At 70.6% G+C, this 21179-nt stretch carries 18 protein-coding genes; 8 read left to right on the forward strand and 10 right to left on the reverse strand.

Features of this window, described 5'->3' with window-relative positions; genetic code table 11:
* The first annotated feature begins 7 nt into the window (after nt 1–7).
* Both ACRAKF_RS19380 and ACRAKF_RS19385 read left to right on the forward strand, forming a co-directional pair.
* Nucleotides 8–934, forward strand: coding sequence for an NAD(P)-dependent oxidoreductase (locus tag ACRAKF_RS19380; RefSeq protein WP_447038424.1), 927 nt, complete (start codon nt 8–10; stop codon nt 932–934).
* Nucleotides 935–1077: 143 nt separating this feature from the next.
* Nucleotides 1078–1305 (forward strand): hypothetical protein, encoded by a 228-nt coding sequence (locus ACRAKF_RS19385; RefSeq protein WP_447038425.1) that lies wholly within the window; start codon nt 1078–1080, stop codon nt 1303–1305.
* Between the two features lie 133 nt (nt 1306–1438).
* Here the strand turns inward: ACRAKF_RS19385 and aspS are convergent, their stop codons facing one another.
* The gene (aspS, locus tag ACRAKF_RS19390) at nt 1439–3202 is read right to left on the reverse strand and encodes an aspartate--tRNA ligase (RefSeq protein WP_447038426.1); all 1764 of its coding nucleotides are present in this window, start codon (nt 3200–3202) and stop codon (nt 1439–1441) included.
* 165 nt (nt 3203–3367) lie between these two features.
* Between aspS and ACRAKF_RS19395 the strand changes: the two genes are divergently transcribed.
* Complete coding sequence (locus ACRAKF_RS19395) at nt 3368–5635, forward strand: ATP-binding SpoIIE family protein phosphatase (protein ID WP_447038427.1); 2268 nt, start codon at nt 3368–3370, stop codon at nt 5633–5635.
* Here the strand turns inward: ACRAKF_RS19395 and ACRAKF_RS19400 are convergent.
* From ACRAKF_RS19400 to ACRAKF_RS19410, 3 genes are all read right to left on the reverse strand, one after another.
* Nucleotides 5518–6654: an AI-2E family transporter gene (locus ACRAKF_RS19400; protein ID WP_447038428.1), complete on the reverse strand. Its 1137-nt coding sequence runs from the start codon at nt 6652–6654 to the stop codon at nt 5518–5520. The genes ACRAKF_RS19395 and ACRAKF_RS19400 overlap by 118 nt on opposite strands.
* Before the next feature lie 98 nt (nt 6655–6752).
* Nucleotides 6753–7709 carry a pirin family protein gene (locus ACRAKF_RS19405; protein ID WP_447038429.1) on the reverse strand — a complete coding sequence of 319 codons (957 nt, stop codon included), beginning with the start codon at nt 7707–7709 and terminating at the stop codon, nt 6753–6755.
* Nucleotides 7710–7843: 134 nt separating this feature from the next.
* On the reverse strand, nt 7844–8332 hold the full coding sequence (locus ACRAKF_RS19410) for an SseB family protein (protein ID WP_447038430.1): 489 nt from the start codon (nt 8330–8332) through the stop codon (nt 7844–7846).
* Between the two features lie 120 nt (nt 8333–8452).
* On the opposite strand from ACRAKF_RS19410, the gene ACRAKF_RS19415 reads away from it, so the two are divergent.
* The 3 genes from ACRAKF_RS19415 (at nt 8453) to ACRAKF_RS19425 (ending at nt 12078) form a co-directional block, all read left to right on the forward strand.
* Nucleotides 8453–10279 (forward strand): acyl-CoA dehydrogenase, encoded by a 1827-nt coding sequence (locus tag ACRAKF_RS19415; RefSeq protein WP_447038431.1) that lies wholly within the window; start codon nt 8453–8455, stop codon nt 10277–10279.
* Nucleotides 10280–10428: 149 nt separating this feature from the next.
* A complete protein-coding gene (locus ACRAKF_RS19420; RefSeq protein ID WP_447038432.1) occupies nt 10429–11727 on the forward strand; it encodes a M18 family aminopeptidase in 1299 nt (432 codons plus the stop codon).
* Nucleotides 11728–11847: 120 nt separating this feature from the next.
* The gene (locus ACRAKF_RS19425) at nt 11848–12078 is read left to right on the forward strand and encodes a hypothetical protein (RefSeq protein WP_447038433.1); all 231 of its coding nucleotides are present in this window, start codon (nt 11848–11850) and stop codon (nt 12076–12078) included.
* A 48-nt stretch (nt 12079–12126) separates the two neighbouring features.
* Here the strand turns inward: ACRAKF_RS19425 and ACRAKF_RS19430 are convergent, their stop codons facing one another.
* The gene (locus ACRAKF_RS19430) at nt 12127–12930 is read right to left on the reverse strand and encodes a carbon-nitrogen family hydrolase (protein ID WP_447038434.1); all 804 of its coding nucleotides are present in this window, start codon (nt 12928–12930) and stop codon (nt 12127–12129) included.
* Between the two features lie 179 nt (nt 12931–13109).
* Here ACRAKF_RS19430 and ACRAKF_RS19435 point away from each other — a divergent pair, with 179 nt between their 5' ends.
* Nucleotides 13110–13934 (forward strand): maleylpyruvate isomerase family mycothiol-dependent enzyme, encoded by an 825-nt coding sequence (locus tag ACRAKF_RS19435; protein ID WP_447038435.1) that lies wholly within the window; start codon nt 13110–13112, stop codon nt 13932–13934.
* A gap of 32 nt (nt 13935–13966) precedes the next feature.
* On the opposite strand, the gene ACRAKF_RS19440 is transcribed toward ACRAKF_RS19435, so the two are convergent.
* Both ACRAKF_RS19440 and ACRAKF_RS19445 read right to left on the reverse strand, forming a co-directional pair.
* Complete coding sequence (locus tag ACRAKF_RS19440; RefSeq protein ID WP_447038436.1) at nt 13967–15307, reverse strand: MFS transporter; 1341 nt, start codon at nt 15305–15307, stop codon at nt 13967–13969.
* Complete coding sequence (locus ACRAKF_RS19445; protein WP_447038437.1) at nt 15304–15993, reverse strand: GntR family transcriptional regulator; 690 nt, start codon at nt 15991–15993, stop codon at nt 15304–15306. Before ACRAKF_RS19445 ends, ACRAKF_RS19440 begins: the two co-directional genes overlap by 4 nt.
* Before the next feature lie 234 nt (nt 15994–16227).
* Here ACRAKF_RS19445 and ACRAKF_RS19450 point away from each other — a divergent pair, with 234 nt between their 5' ends.
* A complete protein-coding gene (locus ACRAKF_RS19450) occupies nt 16228–17064 on the forward strand; it encodes a D-alanyl-D-alanine carboxypeptidase family protein (RefSeq protein ID WP_447038438.1) in 837 nt (278 codons plus the stop codon).
* Nucleotides 17065–17154: 90 nt separating this feature from the next.
* Here ACRAKF_RS19450 and ACRAKF_RS19455 read toward each other — a convergent pair whose 3' ends face one another.
* Genes ACRAKF_RS19455 through pdhA form a run of 3 tightly spaced genes read right to left on the reverse strand, consistent with a single transcriptional unit; the run spans nt 17155 to nt 20851 of the window.
* A complete protein-coding gene (locus ACRAKF_RS19455) occupies nt 17155–18657 on the reverse strand; it encodes a dihydrolipoamide acetyltransferase family protein (RefSeq protein ID WP_447038439.1) in 1503 nt (500 codons plus the stop codon).
* An 11-nt stretch (nt 18658–18668) separates the two neighbouring features.
* Nucleotides 18669–19649 (reverse strand): alpha-ketoacid dehydrogenase subunit beta, encoded by a 981-nt coding sequence (locus ACRAKF_RS19460; RefSeq protein ID WP_447038440.1) that lies wholly within the window; start codon nt 19647–19649, stop codon nt 18669–18671.
* 2 nt (nt 19650–19651) lie between these two features.
* The gene (gene pdhA / locus ACRAKF_RS19465) at nt 19652–20851 is read right to left on the reverse strand and encodes a pyruvate dehydrogenase (acetyl-transferring) E1 component subunit alpha (protein ID WP_447038441.1); all 1200 of its coding nucleotides are present in this window, start codon (nt 20849–20851) and stop codon (nt 19652–19654) included.
* Nucleotides 20852–21179: the final 328 nt, after the last annotated feature.

The following is a 21179-nucleotide window of genomic DNA, read 5'->3' on the forward strand; positions in this document are numbered from 1 at the left end:
GTCCCGCATGTCTTCCTCGTCGCAGTCCGCCGCGTCCGTCGCGTCCGTCGCGTCCGTCGCGTCCGCCAAGCCCGCCGCTTCCGTCACCGTCATCGGCCTTGGCCCCATGGGGCAGGCCATGGCCGGCGCCTATCTCGACCGCGGCTACCGCGTCACCCTCTGGAACCGCACCCCGTCCCGCGCCGACGCCCTGGTCGAGCGCGGCGCGACCCTGGCGGCCACCGTCGAGGAGGCGCTGCTCGCCAACGAGTTGGTGGTCCTCAGCCTCATCGACCTCGACGCGATGTACACGGTTCTCGGTCCCGCCAAGGCCGCCGTCGCGGGCCGCACCCTGGTCAACCTCAGCTCCGACACCCCGGAGAAGGCGCGGGCCGGCGCCCGCTGGGTGTCCGAGCTCGGGGGTACGCACCTCACCGGGGGTGTCCTGTGCCCGCCGCCGCTGATCGGGACGCCGGACGCGTCGACGTTCTACAGCGGCCCCCGCGAGGCGTACGAGAATCACCGGGCGGCCCTCGAAGTCATCACCGGCAAGACCGACTACCGGGGGGACGATCCGGGCCTGGCCGCGCTCATGTACCAACTGAACATGGCCATCTTCTGGCCGTCGATGATCGCCTACTGGCACACCGTGGCCCTGGCCGCCGCCCATGGCATCAAGGCCACGGAAATCGCCCCGTACGCCTCGGAGAACTTCGCGGGGATGAGCCACTTCATCGACTTCTACTCGTCCCGCATCGACGCGGACAACCACGCGGGCGACGTGGACCGTACGTCGATGGGCCTGGCCAGCATGGAACACGTCGTCCACACGACGGCGGACGCGGGCGTGGACACGGCGTTCCCCGAGGCGGTGCAGGACCTCTTCCGCCGCGTCGTAGCCGCGGGCCACGCACAGGACAGCTTCAGCAGTGCGGTAAAACTGATGCGCCCCTGAGCGAGGCCGCTGATCCGGAGCCAGCTCCCCCCGGCGCGGGGCCCGTTGGGGGGAGTGTGGCGGGGGTCACGGTGAGCTAACTCATGTTCGAAGACGGCTTGAACTGACGCCGTCTTCACATTCCCCTACGTAAGCTTCACCGCATGGCCACGACTCCCTCCCCCGACCGGCGACGCACCGCCGACGAGGTCAACCAGGAGATCCGTGCGCTGTGGCTGAGCGCGGGCGGCCGGCTTCGCCCCGACGAGCGGCTCGTGTACGAGCAGCTCGTGACCGAGTGGGCAGAGGCCGAAGCAAAGGCAGAGACCGCCGGCAAGGCGGAGGCCGCCGCCAAGGCCGCAGCGGACTCCTCGCCGACCCACGCCGCCTGAGACCGCAGCCACGACCGACACGACATGACATGACGAAGACCCCCGGAACCAAAGGTTCCGGGGGTCTTCACCGTGCCCCCGGCGGCTGTCACGCCGCCGGGGCACTGCTGTCGCTACCTGTCGCTACCTGCCGCTACTGACCCGCGGGCTTGCGCAGCGAGATGTTCAGCTCGCGGAGCCGCGCCTCGTCGAGCACCGTCGGCGCGCCCATCATCAGGTCCTGCGCGTTGCCGTTCAGCGGGAACGCGATCGTCTCGCGGAGGTTCGGCTCGTCCGCGAGGAGCATGACCATGCGGTCGACGCCCGGGGCGATGCCGCCGTGCGGCGGGGCGCCGAGGCGGAACGCGCGCAGCATGCCCGCGAACTCGTGCTCGACGGTCTCCGCGTCGTAACCCGCGATCTCGAACGCCTTGAGCATGACCTCGGGCTCGTGGTTCCGGATGGCGCCGGAGGAGAGCTCGACGCCGTTGCAGACGATGTCGTACTGCCACGCGAGGATGTCGAGCGGGTCCTTCTCCTCCAGGTCCTTCATGCCGCCCTGCGGCATCGAGAAGGGGTTGTGCGAGAAGTCGATCCTGCCCGTCTCCTCGTCCTTCTCGTACATCGGGAAGTCGACGATCCAGCAGAAGCGGAAGACGCCCTCCTCGAAGCGGCCCGCGCGCTTGGCGGCCTCGACGCGGACAGCCGACATGATCTTCGAGACCTCGTCGAACTCGCCGGCGCCGAAGAAGACCGCGTGGCCGGGGGCCAGGGAGAGGCGCTTCGTCAGCTCCTCCACGTTCGCCTCCGTCAGGAACTTCGCGATCGGGCCCGTCAGCGAGCCGTCCTCGGCGACGCGCACCCAGGCGAGGCCCTTGGCGCCCTGCTCGACGGCGTAGTCACCGAGGCCGTCGAAGAACTTGCGGGACTGCGAGGCCGTGTCCGGAACCGGGAGTGCCCGGACGTGCTTGCCTGCGAACGCCTTGAACTCCGAGTCCGCGAAGATGTCCGTGATGTCGTGCAGTTCGAGCTTCGCGCGCAGGTCCGGCTTGTCGTTGCCGTACTTCAGCATCGACTCGCGGAACGGGATGCGCGGGAACGGGGACGTGACCTCGCGGCCGTTGCCGAACTCCGTGAAGATCTCCGTCATCAGCTTCTCGATGGGGCGGAAGACGTCTTCCTGCTCCACGAAGCTCATCTCGACGTCGAGCTGGTAGAACTCGCCCGGCGAGCGGTCCGCGCGCGCGTCCTCGTCGCGGAAGCAGGGCGCGATCTGGAAGTAGCGGTCGAAGCCCGAGACCATCAGGAGCTGCTTGAACTGCTGCGGGGCCTGCGGCAGCGCGTAGAACTTGCCGGGGTTCAGGCGGGAGGGGACGACGAAGTCGCGGGCGCCCTCGGGGGAGGTCGCCGTGAGGATCGGCGTCGCCATCTCGTTGAAGCCGAGGGCGACCATCTTGGAGCGGATGGAGGCGATCACGGCCGACCGCAGCATGATGTTCCGGTGCATGCGCTCGCGGCGCAGGTCCAGGAAGCGGTACTCCAGGCGGCGCTCCTCGTTCACGCCGTCCTCGGCGTTGATCGTGAAGGGGAGGGGGGCGGCGGCGCCGAGCACCTCGACCTCGCTCGCCTCGATCTCGACCTCACCCGTCGGCAGCTCCGCGTTCACGTTGTCCGTGCCGCGCGAGACGACCTTGCCGTCGACGCGGACGACCGTTTCCTTGGACAGCTTGTCCAGGACCTCGGCCGCCTTGGTGCCGGGGCGGGCCACGAGCTGCGTGATGCCGTAGTGATCACGGAGATCGATGAAGAGAATGCCGCCCAGGTCTCGGCGATTGTGCAGCCAGCCGCTCAGCCGGACGTCGGTGCCGACGTCAGAGGCGCGGAGCTCGCCGCAGGTGTGGGACCTGTACCGATGCATCGTCGTTCATCCAGTCTTCGCGATTGAGGGAGGGAGCGGACGCTTCCCAGGCTACCGTCCGGGCGAAGATCGCTTTCCGGATATCGGCCGCCGGACCACTCTCCGGTGGCCCGTGGGGCGGGGGCTCGGTGGCGGTGGGCCCGTACATCTTCCTAAAGTGGGTCAATGCGCACCGACGATCCCCTCGCGCGGGTGGGGGACGAAGCCCTGCCTCCCGTACGGGACGTCCTCACCGCGATCGCCACCGGACTGTGGCGCTGGGACAACGCCGCGGGGACCGTCACCCTCGACGCCGAGGCCTCCAGACTCCTCGGGCTGCCCGCGCGCGCCCAGACGCTCACCGAGGCGGCCGTGCGCTCCCGCTTCCACCCGGTCGACTGGAACGAGATCTACGGAACCGTCCAGCTCGCCGTCGCCGAGGGCACCCTCGCCGAGGCCCGGCTGCGGATCATGGACGAGACGGGGCGGCGGGTGCTGCGCATCGTGCGCAGCCGCTCCAAGCCGGTGATGCACGGCGTTACCGAGGCGTACGAGCTGATCGGCACCCTGCAAGAGGTCACGGAGCCCGCGCCGGGCACCGCCGCCCGCACCCCCGTGACGGGCGACTGGCGCCGCTCCCGCGAGGCGTTCCTGCTCGACGCGGGCCGCGCGCTCGCCGAGGCGCGCTCCACGGAGGAGGTCCTGCGGGTCGCCGCGGGGCTCTCCATGCCGGGGTTCTCGCCGGACGGGCTCGCGGTGTTCGGCGTGGCGGGCGACCGGCTGACGGTCATCGGGCACCACGGCCACGAGCCGGGCGACGACGGCCCCTTCTCGGCGATGCCGCTGGACACCGACTATCCGGCGGCCGAGGTGGTGCGCACCGGCCGGGCCGTCTACCTCTCGTCGCCCGAGGAGTACCGCCGCCGCTATCCGGCGGCCTGGCCGCTGGTGCGGCGCTTCGAGCGGCAGTCGTGGGCGTTCCTGCCGCTGACGGTCGCGGGCCGCACGATGGGCGCCTGGCTGGCGGCCTTCACCTACCCCGTGTCGTTCACGCCCGACGAGCGCTCGGTCCTGACGACGGTCGCGCGGATGCTGGCGCAGGCGCTGTCGCGGGCCGGGGTCACGGACTCCGAGCGGGAGCTGACGGACGGCCTCCAGCGCTCGATGCTGCCGATGCTCGGCCCGAAGATCGACGGGATGAGCGTGGCCGCCCGCTATGTGCCGACCGGCGGCGGCCTCCAGGTCGGCGGCGACTGGTACGACATGATTCCGCTGCCCAGCGGCCGCATCGCCTTCGCCATCGGCGACGTCCAGGGACACGACGTACGCGCGGCGGGCCTGATGGGGCAGCTCCGCATCGCCCTGCGCGCGTACGCCTCGGAGGGGCACCGCCCCGACGCGGTGCTCTCGCGCGCGACCCGCTTCCTCTCGGGGATCACGGAGTCCGCCACCTACGGGTCGAGCGGCTCGGGCACCGACGAGGCCACCGAGTACGACCCGCGCTTCGCGACCTGCCTGTACGTCGAGGCCGACCCGGCGACCGGCGTCCTGGAGATCGCCCGCGCCGGCCATCCGGAACCGGCGATACGGATGAGTGACGGGACGGTCGTGCAGAGGCCCGTAGCGGGCGGGCTGCCGCTGGGCATCGACCCCGACGCGGACTACCCCACCACCCGCCTGGTCCTCGAACCCGGCGAGACCATGCTGATCTGCACCGACGGCCTCATCGAGACCGGCGGCCACGACCTGGACAGCGGCTGGTCGCGGATCAGGTCCACCCTTGAGGGGTACCTGGGCGAGGGCGACGAGCAGGACGGCCTCGAACTGCTCGCCGACCGGCTCGTGCAGGCCGTCCACGGGCCCTCCTCGCACCACACCACCGGGCCGCTGGCGGACCGCCGCGAGGACGACATAGCGGTGCTGCTCCTGAGCCGTACGGGCCGTCCCGAGCAGCACGCGGACGCCCGGCGCACCGTCCTGACCGTCGCGCAGGCCGAGCCGGAGCGCATCGGGGGCGCCCGCCGCCATCTGCGGGAGCTGCTGCACGACTGGGCGGACGACGACCAGGTCGACTCGGCGGTCCTGATGGTCTCGGAGATGCTCACCAACGTCCTGGTGCACACCGACGGCGACGCCCTGCTCGTCGCGCAGGTCAGCGGCGAGCCCGGCAGGCGCAGGCTGCGGGCCGAGGTGGCCGACGGCAGCGACGACCTGCCGCACAAGCGGCGCCCCGGGGAGCTGGCCTCCTCCGGGCGTGGCCTGGTCCTGATGGAGCTGCTCGCGGGGGCGTGGGGCGTGGACCCGCGCGGCGACGGCAAGAGCATCTGGTTCGAGCTCTACGAGGACGCGGGCTCCCCGGGCGACGAAGCGGGGGGCGCGGGCGGTGTCGACGTCGCGGACGTCGATGTCGATGTCGCGGACGTGCCGGGCGGCCCGTCGGCCCCGTCGGAGTAGCGGGAGCGCAGCTCGGCCAGGATACCGAAGGCCGCCGCCGTCAGGGGCACCGCGAGCAGCATCCCGATGATGCCCGCCACGGACGCCCCCGCGGTGATCGCCAGCATCACCACCGCCGGGTGCATCTGCACCGTACGGCTCTGGATGACCGGCTGGAGGATGTGCCCCTCCAGGACCTGCACGGCGAGGACCACGCCGAGCGCCCACAGGGCGATGGCGAAGCCGCGGTCGGCGAGGGCGACGAGGACGGCGATGGCGCCGGACAGGAAGGCGCCGAGATACGGGATGTAGGCGCCCACGAAGACGAGCGCGCCGAGGCCGACGGCCCCGGGCACCTGGAGGATCAGCAGCCCCACGGTGATGCAGAGGGCGTCGATGAACGCGATGATCGTCGTGCCCCGCATGAAGCCCTCGATGGCCCTGAAGGCCCGCCGCGCCATGGCCTCGACCGCGTCGGCGGAGCTGCCGGGCGAGAGCGAGCGCAGGGCGGCCATCGCGCGGCCGGAGTCGCGCAGGAAGAAGAAGACGAGGAGCAGCGCGAGCACGGCCATGGCGGCCACCTCGCCGACGACGCTCAGCCCGCTGAGCACGCCCGACGCCGCGGTGCCGCCGAACTTGCCGAGCAGCTCCTTGGCGTTGGACGCCATGTCGTCGAGCGAGGTGCCCGCGGCCCCGAAGTGCTTCGAGAGGTCGGTCGCCGCGGTCTTCAGGGACGCGATGATCTGGTCGCCCGTGTCGATCAGGGCGGCGACCACGATGTACGTGACGCCGCCGACGACGGCGACGACGGCCGCGCAGGTGAGGCCGGCGGCCAGCGAGCGCTGCACCTTCATCGCGAGCAGGCGGCGGTACAGCGGCCCGAGCAGCGCCGTGCCGAGGAGCGCCAGCAGGACCGGTGTCACGGCGGTCCGCAGGTGGACGCAGAGCCAGACGGCGACGGCGGCCACGCCGACGACGAGCAGGACGACGACGCACCACGCGGCGATCCGGCGGGCGGGCTCGGGGAGGAGGGTGTGCACCCTTCCACCCGAGCACGCCGCCACGGGCCGCGCACGTTATGTACGCCTGCACGCCGCTCCGGATGTACGCCTGCACGCCGCTCCGGCAGGGCTGCCGGCTACATGCCGTGCACGGCGGGCACCGTCCCGAGCAGGCCCTTCTGGAAGTCCTCGAAGGCCTGCTGGAGCTCGGCCCGGGTGTTCATCACGAACGGGCCGTAGTGCGCCATGGGCTCCCGGATCGGCTGCCCGCCGAGCAGCACGACCTCCAGGTCGGGGGCGTTCCCGTCCTGCTTCTCGTCCGCGCGGACGGTCAGCGAGGACCCGGCGCCGAAGACAGCGGTCTGCCCCAGGCGCACGGGACGGCGCTCGGTACCGACGGTGCCCTGCCCGGCCAGTACGTACGCCAGGCCGTTGAAGTCCTCGCGCCAGGGCAGCGTCACCTCGGCGCCGGGGCGCACGGTCGCGTGGATCATCGAGATCGGCGTGTGCGTGATGCCGGGGCCCTGGTGCCCGTCGAGCTCACCGGCGATGACGCGGAGCAGCGCGCCGCCGTCGGGGGTGCTGAGGAGCTGGACCTGGCCGCCGCGGATGTCCTGGTAGCGGGGGTTCATCATCTTGTCCTTGGCGGGCAGGTTCACCCACAACTGGAGGCCGTGGAAGAGGCCGCCGGACATGACGAGGGACTCCGGCGGCGCCTCGATGTGCAGCAGGCCGGAGCCCGCCGTCATCCACTGGGTGTCGCCGTTCTGGATGGTGCCGCCGCCACCGTTGGAGTCCTGGTGGATGAAGCTGCCGTCGATCAGGTACGTGACCGTCTCGAAGCCGCGGTGGGGGTGCCAGGGCGTTCCCTTGGGCTCGCCGGCCTCGTACTCCACCTCTCCCATCTGGTCCATCATGATGAACGGGTCGAGGTGCTGGTAATTGATTCCCGCGAAGGCCCGGCGCACCGGGAAGCCCTCGCCCTCGAAACCGCTCGGGGCGGTCGTCACCGTGAGCACAGGGCGCGCCTGGGCTCCGGCCGGCGCCACCACTCGGGGCAGGGTCAGCGGGTTCTCGACAGTCACTGCAGGCATGGTCGGTACCTCCTCGTGATCACACTTTAGTTGAACGTAGAACTTTCTGCCACCCAGAACGAAGGGAGCCCGGAGGGAATTCCCTCCGGGCTCCGGGAAGCGCCCCGTCAGGGGCGCGGGGAACTGGTCAGGCCTCAGCCATACATGCGGCGCATCGCGAAGTCGACCATCTGCTCCACGGCCTTGGCGTCGAAGACCATGCGGTGCTCCCCCTCCATGTCCAGGACGAAGCCGTAGCCGGTGGGGAGCAGGTCGATGACCTCCGCGCCGGTGATCACGAAGTACTTGGAGTCCTTGCCCGCGTACCTCCGCAGCTCCTTGAGGGAGGTGAACATCGGGATCACCGGCTGCTGGGTGTTGTGCAGCGCGAGGAAGCCGGGGTTGTCGCCGCGCGGGCAGTAGACCTTCGACGTGGCGAAGGCCTGCTGGAAGTCCTCGGCGGACATCGAACCCGTGGTGAAGGCCCGCACCGCGTCCGCGAGGGAGGGCGGCGAGGGCTCGGGGTAGAGCGGGGGCTGCTGGCCGTAGCCGGCGCCGGGCATGCCCTGCTGCTGCGGCGGTGGCTGCGCGCCCGGCGGTGCGTACTGCTGCTGGGCGCCGGGATTCTGGTCGTAGCCGTACATGCGCGTAAGCGTACTGAGTCACAAGTGGGCGATTAGGGGTTGCTTCTTATTACCGACGGGTAGCATCATCGTAGCTACTTACTGGTACTCATCCCTTTCCTGCTTACGGAGCCTTTCGCCATGGGCCACTACAAGTCGAATCTCCGCGACATCGAGTTCAACCTCTTCGAGGTGCTCGGCCGCGATCAGCTGTACGGCACCGGCCCGTTCGCGGAGATGGACGTCGACACCGCCAAGACCATCCTGGACGAGCTGCGCCGCCTCGCCGAGAACGAGCTGGCCGAGTCCTTCACGGACGCCGACCGCAACCCGCCGGTCTTCGACCCCGAGACCAGCACCGCGCCCGTCCCCGCGTCCTTCAAGAAGAGCTACCAGGCCTTCATGGACTCCGAGTACTGGCGGCTCGGCCTGCCCGAGGAGATCGGCGGCACGACCGCGCCCCGCTCCCTCATCTGGGGCTACGCGGAGCTGCTGCTCGGCGCGAACCCGGCCGTGTGGATGTACTCCTCGGGCCCCGCCTTCGCCGGCATCCTCTTCGAGGAGGGCAACGAGGCGCAGAAGAAGGTCGCCTCCATCGCCGTCGAGAAGCAGTGGGGCTCGACGATGGTCCTGACCGAGCCCGACGCGGGCTCGGACGTGGGCGCGGGCCGCACGAAGGCCGTGCAGCAGGAGGACGGCTCCTGGCACATCGAGGGCGTGAAGCGCTTCATCACGTCCGGCGAGCACGACATGTCGGAGAACATCCTCCACTACGTCCTCGCCCGCCCCGAGGGCAACGGCCCCGGCACCAAGGGCCTCTCGCTCTTCCTCGTACCGAAGTACGAGTTCGACTGGGAGACCGGCGAGCTGGGCGAGCGCAACGGCGTCTACGCCACGAACGTCGAGCACAAGATGGGCCTCAAGGCCTCCAACACCTGCGAGATGACGTTCGGCGACCAGCACCCCGCCAAGGGCTGGCTGATCGGCGACAAGCACGACGGCATCCGCCAGATGTTCCGCATCATCGAGTTCGCCCGCATGATGGTCGGCACGAAGGCCATCGCGACGCTCTCCACGGGCTACCTCAACGCCCTGGAGTACGCCAAGGAGCGCGTGCAGGGCCCCGACCTCGCGCAGTTCATGGACAAGACCGCGCCCAAGGTGACGATCACCCACCACCCGGACGTGCGCCGCGCCCTCATGACGCAGAAGGCGTACGCGGAGGGCATGCGCGCCCTGGTGCTGCACACCGCGGCCGTCCAGGACGACATCCAGGTCAAGGAGGCCGCGGGCGAGGACGCCTCGGCGCTGCACGCCCTGAACGACCTGCTCCTGCCCATAGTGAAGGGCTACGGCTCGGAGAAGTCCTACGAGCAGCTCGCGCAGTCGCTCCAGACGTTCGGCGGCTCCGGGTACCTCCAGGAGTACCCGATCGAGCAGTACATCCGGGACGCCAAGATCGACACCCTCTACGAGGGCACCACCGCGATCCAGGGCCAGGACTTCTTCTTCCGGAAGATCGTCCGCAACCAGGGCGCGGCGCTGAACGGCCTGGCCGAGGAGATCAAGAAGTTCCTCGCGGTCGGCACCGGCGGCGAGGCCCTGGCCGGCGCCCGCGAGGAGCTGGCCAAGGCCGCGGTCGAGCTTGAGGCCATCGTCGGCGTCATGCTGACCGACCTCGCGGCCACCGAGCAGGACGTGAAGTCCATCTACAAGGTGGGCCTGAACACCACGCGCCTGCTCATGGCCTCGGGTGACGTCGTCGTCGGCTACCTGCTGCTGCGCGGTGCCGCGGTCGCCGCCGAGAAGCTCCCGACCGCCTCCGCCAAGGACAAGGCCTTCTACGAGGGCAAGATCGCTGCGGCCAAGTTCTTCGCCACCAACGTCCTGCCGGGCGTCGCGGGCGAGCGGAAGCTGGCCGAGGGCGTGGAGCTGGACCTGATGGAGCTGGACGAGGCCGCCTTCTAGTCCGACCTGGTTCGACCAGATTCCTCTCGCACGTCAGCACGATGCCGCCACCTGATCATTTCGGGTGGCGGCACGTACGCGACCGCAGGCATCCACCACGCCTCTGATCGCCCCGCCGCACGGCCGGTGCCCCCATTAGGCTGGCGGCCATGCGTACACCCTCCGGCCCCTTCGACCGCGGCCACACCGAAGACCTCATGACCTTCCTCGCGGCGAGCCCCACGCCCTACCACGCGGTGGCGAGCGCCGCCGAGCGGCTCGAGAAGGCCGGTTTCCGGCAGGTCGAGGAGACCGAGGCCTGGGACGGCACGACCGGCGGCAAGTACGTGCTCCGGGGCGGCGCCATCGTCGCCTGGTACGTCCCCGAGGGCGCCGCGGCCCACACCCCCTTCCGCATCGTCGGCGCGCACACCGACTCCCCCAATCTCCGCGTGAAGCCGCAGCCCGACACGGGCGGCCACGGCTGGCGCCAGGTCGCCGTGGAGATCTACGGCGGGCCGCTGCTCAACTCCTGGCTGGACCGCGACCTCGGCCTCGCCGGACGCCTCTCGCTGCGCGACGGCACCACTCGGCTCGTGAACATCGACCGGCCGCTGCTGCGCGTGCCGCAACTCGCCATCCACATGGACCGCTCCGTCCACACCGACGGGCTCAAGCTCGACAAGCAGCGGCACATGCAGCCCATCTGGGGCCTCGGCGACGACGTCCACGAGGGCGACCTCATCCGCTTCCTGGAGGAGGAGACCGGCCTCGGCGAGGGTGACGTCACGGGCTGGGACCTCATGACGTACTCCATCGAGCCGCCCGCCTTCCTCGGCCGCGACCGCGAGCTCGTCGCGGGCCCCCGCATGGACAACCTCCTGTCCGTGCACGCGGCGACGGCCGCCCTCACCGCCGTCACCGGCCGCGAGGACCTGCCGTACATCCCCGTGTTCGCCGCCTTCGACCACGAGGAGAACGGCTCGCAGTCGGACACCGGCGCCGACGGCCCGCTCCTCGGCTCCGTCCTGGAGCGGTCGGTGTTCGCCCGCGGCGGCTCGTACGAGGACCGGGCGCGGGCCTTCGCCGGCACCGTCTGCCTCTCCTCCGACACCGGTCACGCCGTGCACCCCAACTACGCCGAGCGGCACGACCCCACGCACCACCCGCGCGCCAACGGCGGCCCGATCCTCAAGGTGAACGTCAACAACCGCTACGCCACGGACGGCGCGGGGCGCTCGGTGTTCGCCGCCGCGTGCGAGAAGGCGGGCGTGCCGTTCCAGTCGTTCGTCTCCAACAACGCGATGCCGTGCGGCACGACGATCGGCCCCATCACGGCGGCCCGGCACGGCATCAAGACCGTCGACATCGGCGTCGCGATCCTGTCCATGCACAGCGTGCGCGAGCTGTGCGGCGCCGACGACCCGTACCTCCTGGCCAACGCGCTCGTGGCGTTCCTGGAGAGCTGACGCGGCATCTCCTCGCAGCGCAGCCCCGGCCGTTGTACGGCCGGGGCTGCGCTGTCCCGTGTGGCAGTGGCGGAGCCGGGTACACGATCGGCGCAGCCACGACACAGGGAGGCGGTCCATATGGGCCTGGGCGGATGCATCATTCTCATCGCCGTGGGCGCCATTCTCACGTTCGCGACCGACTGGAAGATGGAGGGCTTCAACGTCACCGTCGCCGGTCTCGTCATGATGGCGGTGGGGCTCATCGGCGTCGCCGCGTTCACCAGCATCGCCCGGCGCAAGCGGGCGGTCGTGCCGCCGGTCACGCCGACCACGGTCGTCGACCCCGAGCGTGAGCGCAGGGGTTACTGACACCCGCTCGCCACCGGCCGGCGCAAGCGGCTCTCCCCGCCGCCCGCCTCAGCGGCCGGGCGCGGGCATACCCAGGAGCCGGTCCTTCAGGGCCGGGAACTGTTCCCGGACGGCGGCGACCTCGGCGGGGTCCAGGTCCACGGTCAGGACCTCCTCGCCGTCGCCCGCCTCCGCGAGCACCTCGCCCCACGGGTCGACCACGACGCTGTGCCCGGCCTGGTCCACGCCCGCGTGCGTGCCGCCGGTGCCGCACGCCAGGACGTACACCTGGTCCTCGACCGCGCGCGCCCTGGCGAGCAGCGTCCAGTGCTCGCGCCGCCGCGCGGGCCAGCCCGCCGGTACGACGAACATCGCGGCGCCCGCGTCCACCAGACCCCGGAACAGCTCGGGGAAACGCAGGTCGTAGCAGGTGGCGAGGCCGAGGGTGGCGTCCGGTGTGCGTACCGTCACCAGTTCGGAGCCCGCGCCCATCAGCACCGCCTCGCCCTTGTCGAAGCCGAAGCGGTGGATCTTCCGGTACGTGGCGGCCGACCGGCCGTCGGGGGAGAAGACCAGGGACGTGTTGTAGAGGGAGCCGTCCGGGTCCCGCTCCGGGACGGACCCGGCGTGCAGCCACACACCCGCGTCGCCCGCCGCCTTCGCCATGGCTTGATACGTGGGTCCTTCGAGCGGCTCGGCCTCGGCCGCGAAGGAGTCGTAGGCGAAGGCGCCGGTGGTCCACAGCTCCGGCAGCACGACAAGATCGGGACGCTCCCTCGCGACGACGTCGCGCACGAGCGAAGAGACGCGCTCCCGGCGGGAATTGACCGGTTCGCCCTCGTCTACGGCGATCTGGATGAGAGAGGCGCGCACAGTACCACCGTCCTGGCATTCGGATCCGTCATCACCGTCAGGCACAGCCTACGATCGTCACACGAAAGCACTGCCGGGGTGCCTATGGGCAGCGTACTGTGATTTTCCGGGGGACCCCCCCGGACCCCCACGACGCCACTCAGACACCCACCGCCCGCGTACGACCGCCGAGGGGTCCCGTGAGTCTCCATCCCAGCCTGCAAAACTACGCCGACGCCTGGACACACTCAGTGGAAGCGATATCCGAACTGGTGTCGCCGCTCGCCGAGGGGGAGTGGAACTGGGCCACACCCTGCCCAGGCTGGTCGGTGCGGGACATCGTCTCGCACGTCATAGGCCTCGACTGCGAGATGCTGGGCGACCCGCGCCCCATCCACACCCTCCCCCGCGACCTGTACCACGTACAGACCGAGGGCCAGCGGTACATGGAGATGCAGGTCGACGTGCGGCGCCACCACACCGCACCGGAGATGACCTCCGAGCTGGAGTACACGATCATCCGCCGCACGCGTCAGCTACGGAACGAGTCCCGGGACCCCTCGACGAAGATCCGCGGCCCCCTCGGCACCGAGCAGACCCTCGAACTGGCCATGCGGATGCGGGCTTTCGACGTGTGGGTGCACGAGCAGGACCTGCGGACGACGCTGCGCCGACCCGGCAGCCTCGACTCCCCCGGCGCGTACGTCGCCCGGGACCTCCTCCTCCAGGGCCTCCCGAAGGTCGTCGCCAAGCTGGCGGGCGCCCCCGCGAACTCGGCGGTGGTCTTCGACGTGAGCGGCCCCCTCGAGTTCCTGCGCACGGTCCGCGTGGACGCGGAGGGCAAGGGAACGGTGGACAGCGCCCCGTCGCTGGGCCCGCTCGTCACCATCGGCCTCGGCTGGGAGACCTACTTCAGACTCGCCTGCGGACGCGTGACGTACGCGTCCGTGGCCGACGACATCAAGGCCGAGGGCGACCAGGACCTCGCGGAGGCGATCCTGCGCAACTTCGCGGTGACGCCGTAGCCCGTATGCGGTGACGCCCCGGCCCCCGCACCTCACGCCGGTACGTGCACGGCCTCCACGCGGCTGGCGACGAGCTGCTCGCGCTCCCGGCGGTCCGCCCGCCGCCGGAGCCGCAGGATCTGGCTCAGCCCCACCGCCTCCAGGACGAACACCGCGGAGAACGCCACGCGATAGTCCTGACCGGTGGCGTCGAGCAGCACGCCGACCGCGAGCAGCGTCGTCATGGAGGCGACGAAGCCGCCCATGTTGGTGATGCCCGAGGCCGTGCCCTGCCGCTCCGGCGGGTTCGCGGGCCGCGCGAAGTCGAAGCCGATCATCGACGCGGGCCCGCAGGCGCCGAGCACGGCGCACAGCACGATCAGGAGCCACATCGGGGCGTGGTCCCCCGGGTAGGCCAGCGTGGCCGCCCAGGCGGTCGCCGTGGCCCCGATCGTGCCCAGCGCCAGCGGGAGCCGTGCCGTGTGGTGCCGGGCGACGATCTGCCCGTAGACGAGGCCGATGGCCATGTTGGAGAGCACGACGAGGGTGAGCAGCTCGCCGGCGGTCGCCCGGGAGAGGCCCTGCGCCTCGACGAGGAACGGCAGGCCCCAGAGCAGCAGGAAGACCATCGCGGGGAACTGCGTGGTGAAGTGCACCCACATCCCGAGCCGGGTGCCGGGCTCGCGCCAGGACAGGGCTATCTGGTGGCGGACGTAGGCGCCCCCGGTGTGGGCCACCGGCTCCGGCGCGTGGCCCTCGGGGTGGTCCTTCAGGAACAGCGACGTCAGGACGAGGACGACGACGCCGCAGAGCGCGCTGCCCGCGAAGGCCGCGGTCCAGCCGACGGAGTGCAGCAGCCGGGCCAGGACCAGCGTCGAGACGAGGTTGCCCGCCATGCCGACGAGGCCCGCGAGCTGGGCGACCTGCGGTCCGCGCCGGGCGGGGAACCAGCGGGTGCCGAGCCGCAGCACGCTGATGAAGGTCAGCGCGTCACCGCAGCCGAGCAGGGCGCGTGAGGCGAGCGCCATCGCGTACGAGGGCGAGAACGCGAAGCCGAGCTGTCCCACCGTGAACAGCACCACGCCGATGGTCAGCACCTTCTTGGTGCCGAGCCGGTCGACCATCAGGCCGACGGGTATCTGCATGCCCGCGTAGACGAGGAGCTGGAGGATGGAGAACGTCGACAGGGCCGAGGCGTTGACGTGGAAGCGGTCGGCGGCGTCGAGCCCGGCGACGCCGAGCGAGGTCCGGAAGATGACGGCGACGAAGTAGACGGAGACGCCGATCGACCAGACGAGGACGGCCTTCCTGCCGCCGACGGGGTCTCCCCCGGCTCCTTCAGGGCTCGGGGAAGGACCGCCGGGCGGCGGGACGGGGGAGGAGCCCGAGCTCATCGGACCTCACCCCGCGCCAGGTTCTGGAACCAGCCGACGTGCCGCGTGACGACCGCGACCGCCGCGTCGGCGTCGCCCGCCACAAGGGCGGCGAGGATCTCCTCGTGCTCCGCCAGCGTCTTGGCGATCCGGTCGGGGTGGGAGTGCATCACGGCCACGCCCATCCTGAGCTGCCGGTCGCGGAGCTGGTCGTAGAGCCGGGAGAGGATCTCGTTGCCGCCGCTGCGCACGATCTCCGCGTGGAAGCAGCGGTCCGTGACGGCCGCGGCGGTGAAGTCCCCCACGGCGGCCTGCGCCCGCTGCCGGTCGAGGAGTTCCGCGAGGCGGGCGAGGAGCGCGGCGGGCGCGGGCACGGCCTTGCGCACCGAGTGCGTCTCCACCAGCAGCCGTGTCTCGACGACGTCCGCGATCTCCTGCGCGGAGACGGGCAGCACGAGGGCCCCCTTCTTCGGGTAGAGCCGCAGCAGCCCCTCCACCTCCAGCTTCAGCAGCGCCTCGCGCACCGGGGTGCGGGAGACCCCCACGGCCTCGGCGAGCTCGCCCTCGGTGAGGAGGGTGCCGCCCTCGTAGCGGCGTTCGAGGACGGCCTGCTTGACGTGGGCGTAGACACGTTCCGCGGCGGGCGGCTGCTTGACGGCGGTGCTCAAGGTGCTCTTGGTGGCGGTTGTCAGGGCTCTGGCTGGCATGCGCACAGCATAGATACAACACGTATACACCGGGAGTCCGGGTCCATATGCCGGAATCCCGGAACACCGGCAACTGGCGTCGTTTCCCGTACATCCATTCAGGCGCCTCGCTCGTCTTAGAGGTGAGCGGCCCCCTCATGTGGCCGCAGCCCAGGGGCATTTGGAGCGAAGAACTTGAAAACCGGCATCAAGGGCGTACGTCGCGTATCAGCCGTTACCATCACCGCGAGCGCGATGCTGGCCGGCGGCGCCCTCACCACCCCGGCCCAAGCGGCCGCACCTCCGAAGCCGTCGATCGTCGCCAAGGGCGGCTACGCGATGAACAGCGGCACCGGCAAGACCCTTTTCACCAAGTCCGCCGACACCCGCCGGTCCACCGGCTCCACGACGAAGATCATGACGGCGCGCGTGGTGCTCGGCCAGCCGAACCTCAACCTGGATTCCAAGGTCAAGATCGAGAAGGCGTACGGCGACTACATCGTCGACAACAACTACGCCTCCTCGGCCCGCCTGATCGTCGGCGACAAGGTCACGGTCCGCCAGCTCCTCTACGGGCTGATGCTGCCCTCGGGCTGTGACGCCGCGTACGCGCTCGCCGACAAGTTCGGCAAGGGCTCGACGCGCAAGGCCCGCGTGCAGAGCTTCATCGGCCAGATGAACACCACGGCCAAGAACCTGGACCTCAAGAACACGCACTTCGACTCGTTCGACGGGATCGGCCGCGGCCAGAACTACTCGACGCCGCGCGACCTGACGAAGCTCGCCCGCAGCGCGATGAAGTACTCCACGTTCCGCACGGTCGTGAAGACGGCGTCGACGAAGCAGAAGGTCGTCACGAAGTCCGGCGGCTACCGCTACATGTCGTGGAAGAACACCAACAAGCTCCTCGGCTCCTACCGCGGCGCCATCGGCGTGAAGACGGGCTCCGGCCCGGAGGCGAAGTACTGCCTCGTCTTCGCCGCCACCCGGAACGGCAAGACGGTCGTCGGCACCGTCCTGACCTCTTCCTCGGGGGACGCCCGCGTCTCGGACGCGAAGAAGCTGCTCGACTACGGCTTCAAGGTGGCGTGACGTCCGGTCACACGGAACGAGAGAGGGGGCCTGCCGCGGCATCGCAGCAGGCCCCCTCTTTTCGTCCCTGGCGTCACGCCTTTCCCGGTGTCACGCCCAGGTCAGCAGCCTCTTCGGCCGCTCAAGGATGGCCGCCACATCGGCGAGCACCTTGGAGCCGAGCTCCCCGTCCACCAGGCGGTGGTCGAAGGAGAGCGCGAGGGTCGTCACCTGGCGCGGCTTGACCTTGCCCTTGTGGACCCACGGCTGGAGCTTGATCGAGCCGATCGCGAGGATCGCGGACTCGCCGGGGTTCAGGATCGGCGTGCCCGTGTCGACGCCGAAGACGCCGACGTTCGTGATCGTGACCGTGCCGCCCTGCATGGCGCCCGGCGAGGTCTTGCCCGCGCGGGCCGTGGTGACCAGCTCACCGAGGGCAGCGGCCAGTTCCGGCAGGGTCTTGGCGTGCGCGTCCTTGATGTTCGGCACGATCAGACCGCGCGGGGTGGCCGCGGCGATGCCCAGGTTCACATAGTGCTTCTGGACGATCTCCTGGTTGGCCTCGTCCCACGCGGCGTTCACCTCGGGGTTCCGCTTGATCGCCACCAGCAGGGCCTTGGAGATCAGCAGCAGCGGATTGGCCCGCAGCCCCTCGAACGCCTTGTCCTGCTTCAGCTCCTCGACCAGCTTCATCGTCCGCGTCACGTCGACCGTCACGAACTCCGTGACGTGCGGCGCGCTGAACGCCGAGCCGACCATCGCCTGCGCGGTGGCCTTGCGGACGCCCTTGACGGGGATACGGGTCTCACGGGCGTCCGCGCTCACCACGGGGGCCTGCGCGGAGGCTGCCTGCGTGGAGGCGGCCTCCGCCGGGGCGGGCGTGGCCTGCGGTGCCGGGGCCTCGGGGCGCGCCGCCGGGGCGACCGCCGCGTGGACGTCCTCCCTGGTGATGATCCCGTCGGGCCCGGACGGCGTGACCGTCGCGAGGTCGACGCCGAGGTCCTTGGCGAGCTTGCGCACGGGGGGCTTGGCGAGCGGGCGCGGGGCGTGGCCGTTCAGGTCGGGGCGAGCGGCGGCCGGCCGCGGCGCGGGCTCCGCCACGGGGGCGGCGGCCGGGGCCTCCGCCTTGCCCCTGACACCGGTCGCCTCGGTCTTGCGGGCCCGCCGCTTGGTCGAGGACGCGGCCACCCCGTACCCCACGAGCACGGGCTGCCGTCCCTCGGGGGCGGCCTCCTCCGCGGGCTCGGCGGCCTGGGCGGCCTGGGCGGGGGCACTGGCCTCGGCCGGGGCGGTGGTCTGCGCGGCGGTCTGCGCGGCGGCGGCCGGGCCGGCGGGAGCCGGGGCGTCCGCGCCGCCCGACACGTCCACCGCGATGATCACCTGGCCGACGTCGACCGTCGTGCCCTCGGGGAAGCGCAGCTCGCGTACGACGCCGTTGAACGGGATGGGCAGCTCCACGGCCGCCTTCGCCGTCTCGACCTCGCACACGACCTGGCCGTCGGTGACGGTGTCACCGGGCGCCACGAACCACTTCAGGATCTCCGCCTCGGTGAGCCCCTCGCCCACGTCCGGCATCTTGAACTCTGCAAGAGCAGTGTCTGTCATCGTCGTCACGACCCTCTCCCTCAGTACGCCAGCGAGCGGTCGACGGTGTCGAGCACCCTGTCGAGGCCCGGCAGGTACTCCTCTTCGAGCCGCGCCGGCGGATACGGGGCGTGATAGCCGCCGACCCTCAGCACCGGGGCCTCCAGGTGGTAGAAGCACCGCTCGGTGATGCGGGCCGCGATCTCCGCGCCCGTACCCAGGAAGACCGGGGCCTCGTGGACGACGACGAGCCGCCGCGTCTTCTCGACCGAGGCCTGCACGGTGTCGAAGTCGAGCGGCGACATGGAGCGCAGGTCCACGACCTCCAGGGACTTGCCCTCCTCCGCGGCCGCCGCTGCCGCCTCCAGGCACACCTTCACCATCGGGCCGTACGCGACGAGCGTGAGGTCGCTGCCCTCGCGGGCGACGACGGCCTTGTGCAGGGGGCCGGGGATCGACTCCTTGTCGACCTCGCCCTTGTCCCAGTACCGCCTCTTCGGCTCGAAGAAGATCACCGGGTCGTCGCTCTGGATGGCCTGCTGCATCATCCAGTAGGCATCCGCCGAATTCGACGGGGAGACCACCTTCAGGCCCGCCACGTGCGCGAACAGCGCCTCGGGCGACTCGCTGTGGTGCTCGACGGCGCCGATGCCGCCGCCGTAGGGAATGCGGATGACGACCGGCATCTTGATCTTGCCGAGCGCGCGGGCGTGCATCTTCGCGAGCTGCGTGACGATCTGGTCGTACGCCGGGAAGACGAAGCCGTCGAACTGGATCTCCACCACCGGGCGGTACCCGCGCAGCGCCAGGCCGATGGCCGTGCCCACGATGCCGGACTCGGCGAGCGGGGTGTCGATGACCCGGTCGTCGCCGAAGTCCTTCTGGAGTCCGTCGGTCACGCGGAAGACGCCGCCGAGCTTGCCGACGTCCTCGCCCATGATGAGGACCTTGGGGTCGTTCTCCAGCGCCGTGCGCAGCGATTCGTTGATCGCCTTGGCGATCGGCAGTTTCTGGACAGCCATGGTTACTTGTCCTCCCCGGCCGCGGGGGCGTCCGCGAACGACGCCTGATAGGCGGCGAACTGGGCGCGCTCCTCGTCGACGAGGGCGTGCCCGTCGGCGTACGCGTTCTCGAAGATGGCCATCAGGTCAGGGTCCGGCATCGCCCGCACCACCTCTCGCACTCGCTTGCCCAACGTTTCGCTCTCGTCGTCGAGTTCCGCGAAGAACGCCTCGTCCGCGTGGCCCTCGGACTCCAGGTACGCCCGCAGCCGCAGGATCGGGTCCTTGGCCTCCCAGGCCACCCGCTCGTCGTCGTTGCGGTACTTGCTCGGGTCGTCGGAGGTCGTGTGCGCGCCCATGCGGTACGTGAACGCCTCGATCAGCGCCGGGCCCTCGCCGTTCCTGGCCCGCTCCAGGGCCCACTTCGTCACCGCGAGGACGGCGAGGACGTCGTTGCCGTCGACCCGCACACCCGGGAAGCCGTAGCCCTGCGCGCGCTGGTAGAGCGGCACGCGGGTCTGCTTCTCGGTCGGCTCGGAGATGGCCCACTGGTTGTTCTGGCAGAAGAACACGACCGGCGCGTTGTAGACCGCGGAGAACGTGAACGCCTCGGCCACGTCGCCCTGGCTGGAGGCACCGTCACCGAAGTACGCGATCACGGCCGAGTCGGCACCGTCCTTGGCGACGCCCATGGCGTAGCCGGTGGCGTGCAGCGTCTGCGAGCCGATGACGATCGTGTACAGGTGGAAGTTGTTGGTGTTCGGGTCCCAGCCGCCGTTGTTCACGCCGCGGAACATGCCGAGCAGGTTCGTCGGGTCGACCCCGCGGCACCATGCGACGCCGTGCTCGCGGTACGTGGGGAACACGTAGTCGTCGTCGCGGGTGGCCCGCCCGGAACCGATCTGGGCGGCCTCCTGGCCGAGCAGCGACGCCCACAGGCCCAGCTCGCCCTGGCGCTGGAGCGAGGTGGCCTCGGCGTCGAAGCGCCGGGTGAGGACCATGTCGCGGTACAGACCGCGCAGCTCCTCGGCGGTGATGTCGGCGACATAGGTGTCGTACTCGGCCGTCCTCGCGCTCTTGACCCGCTTGCCCTCGGGGGTCAGGAGCTGTACGAGCTCGGGCTCCGTGCCTTGCTGCGGCGCGGCCTTCTTCGCGCCGGCGCGCTTGCCGCCGCCGGTACTGCTGCGGCGCGGTTTGCGCGCGGCGGTGCTCTCCACGGTCACGTGTGCTCCTCCGTCGGTCCGGCCCCCGGGGGTTACCGGGTAGGCCAGTGCGGCTCGCCTGATCCGTGCCCGCGCACGGGGTGGGTGCGCTCGGCCGGGAACAGGCGTGACAGGTGCCCCGGCGAGCGCCCTGCACAATGCACGTTACCCAGTGCTCACCAATTCTGTGAAACCCCATCTGACCTGCGTATTTGCTTGGATTTCCAAGTAAACGGCCACACGCCGATTGCTTGGATTTCCGAGTAAACCGAGAGAATCGGGAACACTTGCTGGTCACAGCACTGATCACAGCCTGGCAGGGTGGCCGGAACACGGGGCACGTTATCCC

Source organism: Streptomyces sp. DSM 118878, assembly GCF_052936595.1.

Excerpts from the sequence above, each read along its gene's own strand:
- ACRAKF_RS19450 (WP_447038438.1), top strand. The coding sequence starts at position 16,228 with ATGCTGGCCGGCGGCGCCCTCACCACCCCGGCCCAAGCGGCCGCACCT.
- ACRAKF_RS19405 (WP_447038429.1), bottom strand. The coding sequence starts at position 7,709 with ATGCCTGCAGTGACTGTCGAGAACCCGCTGACCCTGCCCCGAGTGGTG.
- ACRAKF_RS19425 (WP_447038433.1), top strand. The coding sequence starts at position 11,848 with ATGGGCCTGGGCGGATGCATCATTCTCATCGCCGTGGGCGCCATTCTC.
- ACRAKF_RS19380 (WP_447038424.1), top strand. The coding sequence starts at position 8 with ATGTCTTCCTCGTCGCAGTCCGCCGCGTCCGTCGCGTCCGTCGCGTCC.
- ACRAKF_RS19415 (WP_447038431.1), top strand. The coding sequence starts at position 8,453 with ATGGGCCACTACAAGTCGAATCTCCGCGACATCGAGTTCAACCTCTTC.
- ACRAKF_RS19460 (WP_447038440.1), bottom strand. The coding sequence starts at position 19,649 with ATGGCTGTCCAGAAACTGCCGATCGCCAAGGCGATCAACGAATCGCTG.
- ACRAKF_RS19385 (WP_447038425.1), top strand. The coding sequence starts at position 1,078 with ATGGCCACGACTCCCTCCCCCGACCGGCGACGCACCGCCGACGAGGTC.
- ACRAKF_RS19410 (WP_447038430.1), bottom strand. The coding sequence starts at position 8,332 with ATGTACGGCTACGACCAGAATCCCGGCGCCCAGCAGCAGTACGCACCG.
- ACRAKF_RS19445 (WP_447038437.1), bottom strand. The coding sequence starts at position 15,993 with ATGCCAGCCAGAGCCCTGACAACCGCCACCAAGAGCACCTTGAGCACC.
- aspS (WP_447038426.1), bottom strand. The coding sequence starts at position 3,202 with ATGCATCGGTACAGGTCCCACACCTGCGGCGAGCTCCGCGCCTCTGAC.
- ACRAKF_RS19395 (WP_447038427.1), top strand. The coding sequence starts at position 3,368 with ATGCGCACCGACGATCCCCTCGCGCGGGTGGGGGACGAAGCCCTGCCT.
- ACRAKF_RS19420 (WP_447038432.1), top strand. The coding sequence starts at position 10,429 with ATGCGTACACCCTCCGGCCCCTTCGACCGCGGCCACACCGAAGACCTC.
- ACRAKF_RS19440 (WP_447038436.1), bottom strand. The coding sequence starts at position 15,307 with ATGAGCTCGGGCTCCTCCCCCGTCCCGCCGCCCGGCGGTCCTTCCCCG.